The sequence below is a fragment of the Micromonospora sp. CB01531 genome, assembly GCF_001905095.1.
Lineage (GTDB): Bacteria > Actinomycetota > Actinomycetes > Mycobacteriales > Micromonosporaceae > Micromonospora.
Genome location: NZ_LWLS01000120.1, coordinates 14,682 through 27,502, shown reverse-complemented (window position 1 = coordinate 27,502; position 12,821 = coordinate 14,682). Strand labels below are relative to the sequence as shown.

Here is a 12,821-nt window from a genome sequence, read left to right as displayed (position 1 = left end):
ACCTCGTCCGGGACGGCGGCGGCGAACCGCTCCTGGTAGCCGCGGGAAGTCTCGTTCTCCGCCTGCGGCTCAACCGTCACCGCGGTGACGACGTTGCCGCTGAGGGTCACGGTGACGTCGAGGTAGGACGGTCCGCCGCCGTACCGGCCCATCGCGCTGTGCGTGCCGTCCTCGTAGCCCGAGGCGGAAGGGGCGGCGCTACCCGACGGTGGTGCCGTGCGTGTCGACGTCGGCCCCGACGTGGACGGCGCCGGGCCGGGACTGGAACAGGCCGCCAACGGTGCGAGTGCCACGACGGACGCAGCGGTCGCGAGGGCGGCACGTTTCAGTTTGGTGGTTCGCATCCTTCCACGCTACGAAGCCCTCCGGAATTGCGGGAGGAACTGTCACTACACCCCTACCGAGGAGACCCGTGGGAACGGGTGTTCCTCCGTCGACACTGAGCACGGTCGGGCGTCGCCGTTCTCAACGCTACTCGTTTCGATACTGCTTCCGCAGCTCCGCGAAATGCAGTCGCGCGGGGCGTCTGTGGAGAGGCTCCTGCCGTGCGCCTAGAGGGTCCTGGCGTAGAACTCGGTCAGCTTGTCGATCGCGGCATCGACGTACTTGTCGATCCAGTACGTCTCGATGTGCTGCGCGCCCTCGATGAGGAACAGTTCCTTGTCGTCGGTGCCGGTCGCCTTCGGCAGGGCGTCGTCGCTCATGTAGCGGGTGTCGGCCTCGCTTCCAGCGATCATCAGCAGCGGCACGTCGATCAGTTCGAGCTGGTCGGTGGCATCCCAGGCCATCAGGTCGAGCAGGCTACTCATCGTGTACTTGAAGGTCGAGCCGGGGCACGCGTGGGTCTTCCAGTAGTAGACATAGCCCTCCCGGTACAGCGGGAACGGCTGCGCCGCGATCTGCTCATCGGTCAGGTCGGCGTCCCCCGCGTAGCGGACCTCACCGCCTGCCGCCTCCAGGGCGCGCGCTTCCGACGCCTGCCGGAGCTTGTCCTGGATCGAGTCCAACGCCGAGTCCTGCATCCCGTTGCGGCGCACTCGGCCGGAGTTGAACATGCTCACTGTGGCGACGGCCTTGAACCGCTTGTCGGACTTGGCGGCGTTGAGGGTGTATCCGCCGCCGCCGCAGATGCCCAGCGCGCCGAGCCTGCTGGCGTCGGCGCCGGGGTAGGTGGCGATGAAATCGGCCATGCCGTGGATGTCGTCGGTGCGGAAGAAGGGCTTGTCCACGCTGCGCGGCTCGCCCTCGCTGTGGCCCTGGTAGGCGGCGTCGGCGGCGATGGTGATGTAGCCCTGCTCGGCCAGGCGCTGCGCGTACCGGCCGGCGGTCTGCTCCTTCGTGCCGCCGTTGGGGTGCGCCACCGTGATCGCCGGGTAGCTGCCGTTCGGGTCGTAGTTCGCGGGGGTGTACACGTTCGCGGTGATCTTCAACCCGCGCAGCATGTAGCTGACCGGGTGGATGTTGACCTTGCCCGGCACGTTCTCCGTGATTGGGTATTCGTAGACCAGGCCAAACGGGTTCTGCCGGTAGTCGTGCACCGGGCCGGCGTCCGCCATGATGTCGATGTCGCTCATCTGAATCTCCATCTCGATACTGCGCCCGCATCAGGCGCGGTGTGCGTGAGTCGCGGCCGACCGGTCAGTCCAGGCCCTTCTCGGCCAGGAACGTTCCGATCTGCTCCGCGATCTCGTGGTTGTTGAGGTCGCTGAACGCGAAGTGCGTGTTGCCGTGGATGCCGACCTCGGGCAGCGACACGAAGGTCGCGTCGCCGCCGTGCCGGTTGATCGCATCCACCCAGAGCCGGGCCATCGCGACCCGAGTGCGCCAGTTGTCCCGCCCAGCGATGTCGGTCGGCTCGGTGGGGATGTTGTCGCCGTAATAGACGATGATCGGCACCTGCGTCAGCACCTCGAACTCGTCCAGCGGGATGGACACCGGCTCCAGTGTCCCGTTCGAGCTGGGCATCGCCTCGGGCAGCTCTCCCTCGGGGAACACGAACCCACTGCCCGGTTCGATGCTCACCACGGCGCGCACGTTCTGGTTGTTGCGGATCGCGGCAATCCAGCCGAACCCCCCGGCGTGCGAGTGCGTGACCAGCACGAGCGGACCTATCCGGTCGATCGCCGCCGACGCACCCTGGACAATCACCTCCTCATCCAGCGGGCCGGTATCGGGCACCATCGCCCGGAAGAACTGCTCCAAAGCGGCCGGGTCGCCGGAGAACTGGCCGCCCTCATACAGGTCCGGCCACAGCCCGAGGCGGAACTGGTTGAAGAACCACTGCTCGTTCGGCTCGGTACTGATCGGCGCGGCCGTGGTCGTCTTCCCCGCCGACCCGCGCCGCGACTGGTCCAGCAGATACACCGGGAACCCGCGGCGCAGGAACAGGGTGCGGAACCCGTCCCGGCCGTCTGGGGTGGTGTCCCAGCAAGAGCTGTCCACCCACCACCCGTGCCAGAACAGCAACGGCAACGGGCGGGCATCGACCGGAACCTGATAGGTGACGCGGGCGTGGTCGCCGTGCAGCGTCTGCCCGGCCGGGTCCATCGGGTTCCGCGGGTCGAACGTCCCGTCGCGGGTGACCACCGTCCCCCCGACGGCGAAGCTGCCCTGCACGGCGATCGCCAGCGGTGAAGGAGCCGAATCGGATGGGGTGGTGAGGTCGCTCGTCATCGGGCGCTCCTTTCGGTCTTGCTACTGCTCGTGGCGGCGTCGTGCTCGTCGCCTGTGACGTGCTCACCCCAGTCGACGTTGCCTCCGGCGCCGGAGAGCGCAAGGTGGGCCATGAACGAATCGGGTGCCGCGCCATGCCAGTGCCAGACACCCGGCGGGGTGTACACCGTGTCGCCCGGACGCATCACGATCGTGCGCCCGTCCCGCGACCGGACGATCCCGACCCCATCGGTCACATGCAGGGTCTGCCCGTTGGCGTGGACGTGCCACGCGGTGCGCGCACCCGGCGCGAAGCGCACCGTCGCGAGCGTTGCGGTGCCGGGACCGACGCCGTTGGTGATGTCGTCCACCCACACGTCACCCGTGAACCGCTCCGCTGCCGCCTTCGTCGTCGCCGGGACCGGGAGGACGACCATCGATGGCGTGGCCGCCGGGTCACCGCTCATCGAGCACCTGCTTCAGAGTCGTCGCTGTGCTCATCCCGGCAGGCCACCCGGCGTAGAACGCCAGATGCGTTGCGACCTCGGCCAGCTCCTCCCGAGTCACGCCGTTGTCCAACGCGAGGTTCAGATGGGAGCGGAGCTGATCGGTGCGGCCCAGCGCGGTCAACGCCGCCACCGTGACCAGACTGCGATCCCGGCGAGAAAGCTCCGGGCGCACCCACACGTCCCCGAACAGCACCTCATCGGTCAGCTCGGCCAGCTTCGGCGCGATGTCTCCCACCAACTGCTGGGCGCGACTCTGCTGCTCTGCCATGCGATACCTCCAGTGGTTCCACGGGAACAATCCGTTCCCTGAGATCGACGCTAAACGCGCCAGAGCGACGAAGGGAGGAATTGGTATTACACCCACCAGGCGCTCATCCCTTGCGGGCACCGAGTCGCCGGATTCCGTCAGGTGTCGACCCGGACCGCAACCCGCACCGCAGCCGAGACGGGTGGACCCTGCGCACCGTCGCCGCGATCTTGAACAACCCCTGCTACACCGGCCGACAGGTGTGGAACCGGCAACGCACCGACCACAACCCCGTCGACCACCAGCGCAGCGAGGTGCACCGATGGAACCCTGCCGAACAGTGGGTGGTCTCCAAGGAGATGGCGCACCCCGCGCTAGTCAGCGAGGAGGACTTCGTCACCGCCCAGGCCATCCGATGTAACCCGACCCCCGAGGACGGCCACGCCCGCACCTTCCTGCTGTCCGGTCTGCTGCGCTGTGGTCACTGCGGACGGCGGCTGGAATCGCACTGGGTGCACGGCCGAGCCGGCTACCGCTGCGGCACGGGCACACCAGCGCGTGCTGGGGTTCAGCAAGCAGGCCTACTACGCGTGGCGCGCCAACCCGGTCCGTCAGCGGGACCTCGACGACGCGTATCTGATCAACACGGCGTTGGACATCCACGCCGATGATCCGGCGTTCGGGTACCGGTTCATCGCCGATGAACTACCTGCCCACGGCGTCACCGCCGCCCCGAACCGGGTCGCGCGGCTGTGCTCACAGCAGCGCGTGGCGCACCGAAACTCGCTGCCACTGTCACCGCACGACTGCGGACCGGGTGAACAACCGGTCCCGCCACCGCACGGTTGAGCCAACAGATGTTGCGAGTGGCCGAATCCCACGAACCATCCCATCGCTGTTCGTCCATATCGAGATGGATGAGCGTATTCAGTGTGGGGAGGGTCTGATGCAATACGCGCCGGAACTCGACGGACCCGACCTGCTCGGCCGGTGGATACGGCAGTCGAGCCAGCGAGGCCGCCACCCGGCGCGGCGCCCGACAGCATCAAATCCACCGGCCACCCGGTTCGCGTTCTACGGACGAATGTCCACCGTCGACTTCCAGGACCGGGCATCGTCGTGCCGATGGCAGCGCAACTACGCCGAAGACCTGATCGCAGGCCACGGTCGGATCGTGGCCGAGTTCTTCGACGAGGGCGTCTCCCGCCGGATCGCCTGGCCGGACCGACCACAAGCGTCACTGCTGCTCGCCACCGTGGCCGACCCGGCACGCGGGTTCGACGCGATCGTCGTCGGCGAGTACGAACGCGCCTTCCACGGCCAGCAGCTTGAGCAGCTGACCCCCACGCTGCTCAAGCACGGTGTGCAGTTGTGGCTGCCGGAGACTTACGGGCCGGTGGATTTCGACAACCCCCGACAGTTAGCGCTGTTGGACCTGCTGGGCGTGCACTCCCAGCGGGAGGTCTCCCGGGCCCGGCATCGCACGACTGCGGCCATGCGCGCCCAAGCCGAACTGCAGGGCCGACATCTCGGCGGCCGGCCACCCTACGGCTACCGGCTGGTCGACGCCGGACCTCATCCGAACCGCGCCCACGCCGCCTGGGGGCGACGCCTGCACCGCCTGGAACCCGACCCGGCCACCGCACCATGGGTGAGGTGGATCTTCGAGCAGCGGCTAGCCGGTCGCAGCGCGGCCAGCATCGCCCGCGCCCTCAACGACGCCGGTGTGCCGTGTCCGTCCGGCGCCGACCCGGCCCGTAACCGGCACCGCAGCGGCCAACGCTGGATGCTGACCACCGTCGCGGCGATCCTGGCCAACCCCCGCTACACCGGCCGGCAGGTGTGGAACCGGCAACGCACCGACCACGACGACCTCACGCCCCATGGGACCGTCGCACGGCACCGCGAGGTCCAGCGCTGGAACGCCGCCCCGCACTGGGTCATCTCCCGCCAGATCGCACACCCGCCGCTGGTCACCGAGGAACAGTTCGTCGCAGCCCAGGCGATCCATACCGCGCCTACCCCCGCCGATGGCGCTCCTCGCCACTACCTCCTGGCCGGCCTCGTATGCTGCGGCATCTGCGGCCGCATCATGGACTCCCACTGGGTCCACGGCCGCCCCGGATACCGCTGCCGCCACGGCCACACCAGCACCCGCACCAAGACGTCTGCCCAACCGAAGATCCTCTACATCCGCGAAGACCACCTGCTGGACCGCATCCGCCACGACCGCGGACTGCACCGTCACCATCCCGCGCTGCGCAGCCCCGACCCGGACAAGGTCACCGCCTACCTGCGCACCAACAACATGGTCATCGTGTGTGACCACCACGCTTGGGCAGTCGAAGCCGAGACCGCGGTCTACACGCTCAACCCGCAGGGAAGCGGCCTCCCCGCCACAGCAAAAATCCCCGCTCAACGGGACGGGGATCACACAAAACACGAAGAACTATCACGCTTCGTGTGGAAATAACGTGTCCGAGGGGGGACTTGAACCCCCACGCCCTATACGGGCACTAGCACCTCAAGCTAGCGCGTCTGCCATTCCGCCACCCGGACTTACTCGTCCAGCCTACCGTGTCGACCGCGGTGACTTACTCACCGGTTCGGTCGCCCTCGTGGGCCGCACGGGGCATTACTGTACACGGCCCGGATGGATCATGCACATCGCCGTTCCGGCTGCCCGTTTCCGCAGGTCAGGGCGGCGAGACGAGACCGACCCGCAAGACCCCATCCAGATCCGCCGGGTCGGGTGGCGTCCGACGCCCGATTCCGGGCAGCATTGCTCATGTGTCACACCCCTCCCCCCTGACGGCCGCGCAACACCACGCCCTCGCCCTGCGCTCCGCCGGTGACCTGGCCACCGCCCGCCGCCTGCTCGATGACGCGATCGCCGCGGCCCGGCCGGCCTACGGGGAGGACCACCCCGACGTGTTGGCCACCGGCCACCTGCTCGCCCGCCTGCACCGGGAGGCCGGCGACCCGGCCGCCGCCCGGCGGGTGCTGGAGCAGGCGTACGCGGCCGGTGAGCGTCGCCGCGGCGAGGCCGACCCGCTGATGCTCGCGCTCAGCTTCGACCTGGCGGGGGTGGCGGAAGAGCTCGGCAACCGACACGAGGCCCGTCGCAACTACACCCGGGTGGCCATCGCCGGCCCCGCAGTGCTCGGCCCGAACCACCCTGCGGTACGCACCGCGCGCCAGTACCTCGGCGGCTCCGCCGCCGCGGCCGCCCCGCAGCCGGACCCGGCCGCGCTGTCCGGGCCGACGATGTCGCTGCCGGCCATGCCGGCCCCGCACCAGCCCCGCGCCGTGCCCCCCGCACGCGGGGTACCGGCAGCTCCCCGCCCGGTGCCACCCGGTCCGGGAGCACCGGGGATGGCCTCGACCGTGCCGGGTACGGGCAGGACGCCGCCGACCGGAACGGCCTGGCCGTCGCCCTGGGCCCCTCCCGCCCCCGGCCCGGAGGGACCCCTGCCCCCGGCGCCGGTCGTCCCCGCACCGGCCCACGCGGGTCCCACCGCCACCCCGCTGCCGCCGCCTCCGGTCATCCCGGTGCCCACCTCGGCCGTGCCGGTCCCCGCGCCGTCCGCCGCTGTCGGGCCGGCTCCCGCGCCACCGGCACTCCCGCCGGCGCCGGGCCCGGTTCCGCCGGTCCCACCAGTCGTCTCGGCGGCGAGCCCAACGCCGCCGGTCGCGCCGCCGCCCGTACCCGGGCCGGTGCCACCGTTCGCGCCGTCGGCCGTCTCCGGTCCGCCAGTTGTCTCCACGCCGCCGGCCACCCTGCCGCCGGCACCAGTCATCCCGGCCCCGCCCGGCCCGGCCTCGGCGGCGTCCCGCGCAGTCGGTCCGGGATCACCGCCCATGCCGCCGGCCGCCCGGCCGGTCCCCCCGGCCCCACAGGTCCCGGCGCCGCTCGCCGCCCCGCCGCGATCCGGCACGCTGCCCCCGCCCCCGCCCGTTCCGGCACCGGCGGTGCCTCCCATCGCCGGCGCCGCGCCAGGCTTCAGACCGCCATTCAACGCGCCCACCTCGGCTTCTCCGGTCGTCCCGGCGCCGCACCCTCCCACGCCTACGTCGGCTCCCCCGGTCGGACCGGCCGTCGCGGGGCCGCACCCGCCCACGCCCACCTCGGCTCCCCTCGTGAGCCCGGCAGTCCCGGCGCCGCACCCGCCGCCCACGCCCGCCTCGACGCCGCCGGTGAGCCCGACCCCGCACGGGTCCGACCAGCCGGCGGCGGGTCAGGGCAACCCCGTCGGGTCCGCCGACTCACACCCGTCCGGCACGCCCGCGCCCGGCTGGGCGACGCCGACGATCCAGGTGCAGCAGATCGGGCCGCTGCTCCGTGAGGAGGCGGAGCGGTCAGCCGCAGCGTCCCCGGCCGCCACCCCTGTCGGCGGGGCACCGGTCACCGCCCCGCCCGTCAGCGCTCCTCCGGTGAGCGGCCCCCCGGTAAGCGCAACCCCGGCCGCCAGCCCAGCCCACGCAAGCGGCGCGCCGATCAGCGCATCGCTGCCCGTGAGCGGTCCGATGAGCGCGCCGCCACCCATGACCGCCCCGCCTGTCAGCGCGCCGCGGGTCGATGGTCCGCCGGTCAGCGCTCCACCGGTGAGCGGTCCGCCCCCCGCCGCGCCACCGCAGCCTCCGGTGGGCCCGCCCGCACCGGTGCCCCCGGTGAGCGGTCCGCCGGCGTACCCGATCAGTGGGCCCCCGGCGTACCCGGTAAGCGGGCCGCCTGTCCACCAGGGAGATGGGCCGCCGGTGAGTGGTCCGCCGGCTGCCGCGCCGGTCAGCGGGTCGCCGGTGCCGCCGTGGGGGCTGACCGCCCCGCCGTGGAGCAGCGCCGCCCCGCCGCAGCCGCTCGACCAGCCGGGCGACACCGCGCCGCAGCCGCTGGACCAGCCCGAAGACGCCCCGCCGCAGCCGGCGACGGACGAGGTGGCGCAGGCAGACCCGGGGCCCGCGGACCTGGCCGGGCCGGACACCGGCGACGGCGCGCGGCGGTCGCTGCCGGTCTACGACGAGTTGCTCGAGTTCCCCGAGCCGAAGCACCCGCAACCGGCGCCCAATCCGCAGGCGTACCCGGAGCAGGGCGCCTGGCCGGTGCCGGCGCCGTTCCACCAGCCGCCGGCGTACCCGGTGGTGGAGGAGCCGGAGCCGCGCGGCCGGAACCGGACGGCGGTGGCCGTAGTGGTCGGCGCGGCGGTGGTCGCGGTGGTGGCCGTGCTCGGCGTGGGCGTGGTGCTGCTCAACCGCGACGCGGCGCCACCGCCACCCGTGTCCGGTCCGTCGCCCGGGAAGCCGAAGGTGAGCGGCCCGCCCCCGGGTGACCTGCGGTTGCAGGACGACAGCACGACGATCACGGTCACCTGGACCGACCCGACGGATGGCGGGGTGCCGTTCGTGGTGGCCGGCGGTCGGGCCGGGCAGAAGCTGGGGGTGATGGCCACGGTCGACCCCGGGGAGACCCGCTACACGGTGAACGGGCTGAGCGCCAAGCTGGACTACTGCTTCACCGTCCTCGCGGTCTACTCGACGGACACGTACGCCACCTCGGGGCAGGTCTGCACCGACCGGCAGGGCGGTACGGGGACCCGCTGACCGGCGCGGTCCACGCACGACACGCTGGGTGTCCACAGGAGGACGGTCCGGGTGCCACGGTCGTCGGGCGGCCCCTATGATGGCTCCCGGCTCTGGGGAGGGCCCACCCGTGCGTGGGCGCCTCCCGCACCGAGACGGGGAGGCATCCGGGAGTGGCCACCATCGAGGACGTCACGAGCACCGGGGCGCAGGCGTCCCGACCCCGTACCCGGATGCGGGGCGGCCTGGTCACCATCGGCGTCGTGGTCGCGCTGCTGGCCGCGATGGGGTTGACCGTGCTCGGCCTAGGCGCGGCCGACAACGCGGTGGCCAACTACGACGCGTCTTCCTGGCTGTGGAGCACCACCCGCAGCGAGATGGCCCGGGTCAACGGGCTGACCGCGCGGGTGGACACCCGGACGGAGGTGCCGGGGGCCCGCCGCCACCAGATGCAGGTGGCCCAGACGGACCGGCTGCTGATCCTGCGCGACCTGAACACCGGCCAGGTCAGCTCGTTGGACCTGGCCACCCTGCAGATCACCGCGACCACCCCGACCACTCCCGGCCTCGGGGTGAGCGTGGCGCTGCACGAGGATTCCGCGTTCGTCGTCGACGCGGTGCAGGGCATCGTGCGGCAGCTCGACCCGCGGGCGCTGACCCCGGTGGGCGAGCCGGTCCGCTACCCGCCGGGCATCACCGGCGGGGCGTTCGACGGCGCGGGCCGGTTGTGGATCGCCGTCCCCGGCGAGGGCACGGTCTCGGCGGTCACCGCCGCCGAGCTGCCGGCCACGCCGGGCGCGGCGCCGCCGGCGGGTCTGAGCCCGAAGCGGGTCGAGACGTACGACGTGGCCGAGCCGAGCCACGAGCTGGTGGTGTCCACCCTGGACGACGGTGTCGCGGTGCTGGACCGCACCTCCGCGTCGCTGGTGACCGTGCAGGGCGGCCGGACGCAGCGGGCCAAGCTGACGATGACCGCCCCGGGCAGCCTGCCGCCGCGCACCAGCGGCCCGCAGGTGCCGGTCACGGTCGCCGGCACGCGGAAGGTGCACGTGGTCCGCGACGGTGGTGAGGTGCGGCAGTTCACCGTCCCCGGCGCGGGTGACCGGCTCACCCCGGCGGTGGCGTGGGCGGGGCGGTTCTACGTCGCCGACGAGAACACCGGCGGGGTCTACTCGTTCGACGCGAACGGGCAGCTGGTGGACACCATCAAGGGCTCCGGGCGGCCCGGCCCGATGGAGTTGGAGGTCCGCGAGAACCACCTGTTCATCAACCCGCCGAACTCGTCGACCGCGCAGGTGGTGGACGACAAGAACCAGGTCCGCGACGTCAACAAGTACGCCAACGACGTGCTCGGCGGTGACCCGCCGCCGGCTCCCCCGCCGCCGCCCCCACCGAAGAAGCCGAAGGTGGGCAAGCCGGGTGCGCCACGGGCCGTCACGGCGGCCGCCGGTGACGCGTCGGCACGGATCAGCTGGCAGGCGGCGGCGGCGAACGGCGCCGAGATCACCAAGTACGTGGTGGAGGGCGCCGGCCAGCGCCACGAGGTGGGCGCGAACCAGCGCGCCCTGGAGATCACCGGGCTGACCAACGGCGAGACGTACAGGTTCGAGGTGCACGCGGTCAACGCCAAGGGCGACGGACCGGCCCGCAAGAGCAACCCGGTCACCCCCACGGCGGAGGTGCCGGACCCGCCGGCCAGCGTCACCGCGCAGGCCCGGCCGGACGGCACGGTGCTGGTGAAGTGGCCCGCCGCCAACGGCCAGGGCAACACCGTCGCCAGGTACGCGGTCACCGCCACCTCCGCCGGCGCCACCGCCCCGGCCGGTGAGTCGCGCAAGACCGAGCTGGTGATCCCGGCCGGCCAACTGGAGTACGGCACCCAGTACGCGTTCACGGTGGTCTCGGTGACTGACAGGGGCGCTGGTTCGAAGGCCTCGCCGGTGAGCAACACGGTGGTGCCGTTCGCAGCCCCGGCCGCGCCGGCCGAGCTGCGCGCGGCCACGGTCGCCGACCAGCCGGGCACCATCTCGGTGCAGTGGGCGCCCTCGGTCGACAACGGCCGCCCGGTCACGAAATACCTGGTGGACGTGGGCGGGAAGAGCAGCGAGGTGACCGACACCCAGACCACGGTCGGTGGTCTCGGCAACGGGCAGAACGTCACGGTGAAGGTGAAGGCGGTCAACGAGGCCGGTCCCGGCGCGGAGGCCAGCACCACCGCCCGGACGGTCGCCGTGCCGCGGGTCACCGTGACCGGCTCGTCGGCCGACGCCACCTCGGTGACGGTGTCGTTCACCGTGGACGCCGGCGGCGGCAAGGCCACCTGCTCGGCGACCACCGGCGGGCAGACCGCGAGCGGAAACTGCTCCAGCCTGCGGGTGACCGGCCTGACGCCGGGCACCGCGTACACGGTGACGGTGACCGCGACCAACGCGGCCGGCAAGGGCACCGCCACCCGGGACCAGCGCACCGACGCGCTGTACGGGATCGCGACCTGCCGCAACGGTTCCTCCGGCGCCGAGGCGTCGTACTGCACGCGGGACGTGCCCGGGGAGCGGAACGGCAACGAGATCTTCAGGGTGACCCGCCAGGACAACGCCCAGCAGGCGGGCTGGGAGCCCAACGGCGCTCGGCTCAAGGCGTACTGCAAGAAGCAGGGCGACGAGGTCTACGCGTACATCTACAACAACGACAAGCGCAGCACCTGGTGGGTCCAGGTGGACCACAGCCGGGGCCGGGACTACATCCCGTGGGCCTGGCTGAACCTGGAGGGCGGCGACAACATCAACCTCCTACCCACCTGCTGACCGCGTCACCGTCTCCAAGGAGCACCCGCGCACGTGAACACCCAGGAACCGCTCACCCAGCCGGAGGTGCAGGGCTTCGCCGCCCTCGCCGCCCGGCTGGCGGAGAACGTCAACGCGGTCGTGCTGGGCAAACCGCAGGTGGTCCGGCTGGCGCTGACCGCGCTGTTCGCCCAGGGGCACGTCCTGCTCGAGGACGTGCCCGGGGTCGGCAAGACCACCCTGGCTCGGGCGATCGCCGCGACGGTCAAGGGTCAGTGGCGGCGCATCCAGTTCACCCCGGACCTGCTCCCCTCGGACGTGTCCGGGGTGACCATCTTCAACCAGGCCACCCGGGGCTTCGAGTTCCACCCGGGCCCGGTCTTCGCCAACATCGTCATCGCCGACGAGATCAACCGGGCGTCGCCGAAGACCCAGTCGGCGCTGCTGGAGGTGATGGAGGAGCGGACGGTCACCGTGGACGGCGTACGGCACCCGGTGCCGCAGCCGTTCCTGGTGGTGGCCACCCAGAACCCGGTGGAGATGGACGGCACCTACCGGCTGCCCGAGGCGCAGCTCGACCGGTTCCTCGTGAAGCTCTCCGTCGGCTACCCCGACGAGGCGGTGGAGGTGGAGGTGCTGCGCGGCGCCACGGTCCGCTCCCCCGACTCGCTCAGCGCGATCACCGACACCGCCACCATCGGGGAGATGGTCCGGATGGCCCGGCGGGTGCACATCGCCGAGCCGCTCTACGCGTACGCGGTGCGGCTGGCCGCGGCCACCCGCAACCACCCGCAGGTCCGCGTCGGGGTGAGCCCTCGGGGCGTCATCGCACTCACCCGGGCCGCGTGCGCGTACGCGCTGATCGACGGGCGCGGCTGGATCATGCCGGAGGACCTGAAGACCCTGACCGAGCCGGTCTTCGCGCACCGGCTGCTGCTCACCCCGGACGCCCAGGTGCGCGGGATGACCGCCGCCGAGGTGCTGCGCCAGGCGGTCGCCTCGGTGCCGGTGCCGCTGCCGTCGGGCCAGCCCGCCTCGGTGCACGGCTGAGCC

The 12,821-nt window shown here is 72.0% G+C and carries 9 protein-coding genes, 1 tRNA gene and 3 pseudogenes; 7 read left to right on the top strand and 6 right to left on the bottom strand.

Translation table 11 applies throughout. The features are described from left to right. Positions 1–551: 551 nt before the first annotated feature. From A6A27_RS36935 to A6A27_RS36920, 4 genes are all read right to left on the bottom strand, one after another. Complete coding sequence (locus A6A27_RS36935; protein WP_198940614.1) at positions 552–1,574, bottom strand: alpha/beta hydrolase; 1,023 nt, start codon at positions 1,572–1,574, stop codon at positions 552–554. 64 nt (positions 1,575–1,638) lie between these two features. Next, positions 1,639–2,673: an alpha/beta hydrolase gene (locus A6A27_RS36930; RefSeq protein WP_073839301.1), complete on the bottom strand. Its 1,035-nt coding sequence runs from the start codon at positions 2,671–2,673 to the stop codon at positions 1,639–1,641. After that, complete coding sequence (locus A6A27_RS36925; RefSeq protein ID WP_073839312.1) at positions 2,670–3,089, bottom strand: (R)-mandelonitrile lyase; 420 nt, start codon at positions 3,087–3,089, stop codon at positions 2,670–2,672. The genes A6A27_RS36930 and A6A27_RS36925 overlap by 4 nt, the downstream gene beginning before the upstream one ends. Before the next feature lie 19 nt (positions 3,090–3,108). Beyond that, positions 3,109–3,429 (bottom strand): carboxymuconolactone decarboxylase family protein, encoded by a 321-nt coding sequence (locus tag A6A27_RS36920; RefSeq protein ID WP_073839300.1) that lies wholly within the window; start codon positions 3,427–3,429, stop codon positions 3,109–3,111. Between the two features lie 80 nt (positions 3,430–3,509). Between A6A27_RS36920 and A6A27_RS46565 the strand changes: the two are divergent. The 3 genes and pseudogenes from A6A27_RS46565 to A6A27_RS36905 form a co-directional block, all read left to right on the top strand. Further along, positions 3,510–3,914 (top strand): annotated as a pseudogene (locus A6A27_RS46565) (recombinase family protein); the annotation flags it as partial. Between the two features lie 49 nt (positions 3,915–3,963). Beyond that, a pseudogene (locus A6A27_RS43855) lies at positions 3,964–4,179 on the top strand (IS3 family transposase); the annotation flags it as partial. 175 nt (positions 4,180–4,354) lie between these two features. Further along, positions 4,355–5,881 (top strand): recombinase family protein, encoded by a 1,527-nt coding sequence (locus A6A27_RS36905; protein WP_083673166.1) that lies wholly within the window; start codon positions 4,355–4,357, stop codon positions 5,879–5,881. Positions 5,882–5,883: 2 nt separating this feature from the next. Here the strand turns inward: A6A27_RS36905 and A6A27_RS36900 are convergent. Further along, positions 5,884–5,967 (bottom strand) — tRNA-Leu (locus A6A27_RS36900). Between the two features lie 18 nt (positions 5,968–5,985). Between A6A27_RS36900 and A6A27_RS47855 the strand changes: the two are divergent. Further along, positions 5,986–6,372, top strand: a pseudogene (locus A6A27_RS47855) (hypothetical protein); the annotation flags it as partial. A 164-nt stretch (positions 6,373–6,536) separates the two neighbouring features. Here the strand turns inward: A6A27_RS47855 and A6A27_RS45405 are convergent. Further along, positions 6,537–7,175: a hypothetical protein gene (locus A6A27_RS45405; RefSeq protein ID WP_198940618.1), complete on the bottom strand. Its 639-nt coding sequence runs from the start codon at positions 7,173–7,175 to the stop codon at positions 6,537–6,539. 991 nt (positions 7,176–8,166) lie between these two features. On the opposite strand from A6A27_RS45405, the gene A6A27_RS47850 reads away from it, so the two are divergent. The 3 genes from A6A27_RS47850 (at position 8,167) to A6A27_RS36880 (ending at position 12,818) form a co-directional block, all read left to right on the top strand. Beyond that, the gene (locus tag A6A27_RS47850; RefSeq protein ID WP_443190029.1) at positions 8,167–9,006 is read left to right on the top strand and encodes a fibronectin type III domain-containing protein; all 840 of its coding nucleotides are present in this window, start codon (positions 8,167–8,169) and stop codon (positions 9,004–9,006) included. 152 nt (positions 9,007–9,158) lie between these two features. Beyond that, positions 9,159–11,789, top strand: a complete 2,631-nt coding sequence (locus tag A6A27_RS36885) for a fibronectin type III domain-containing protein (protein WP_073839297.1) — start codon at positions 9,159–9,161, stop codon at positions 11,787–11,789. A 33-nt stretch (positions 11,790–11,822) separates the two neighbouring features. After that, a complete protein-coding gene (locus A6A27_RS36880) occupies positions 11,823–12,818 on the top strand; it encodes an AAA family ATPase (protein WP_073839296.1) in 996 nt (331 codons plus the stop codon). The last annotated feature ends 3 nt before the right edge of the window (positions 12,819–12,821 follow it).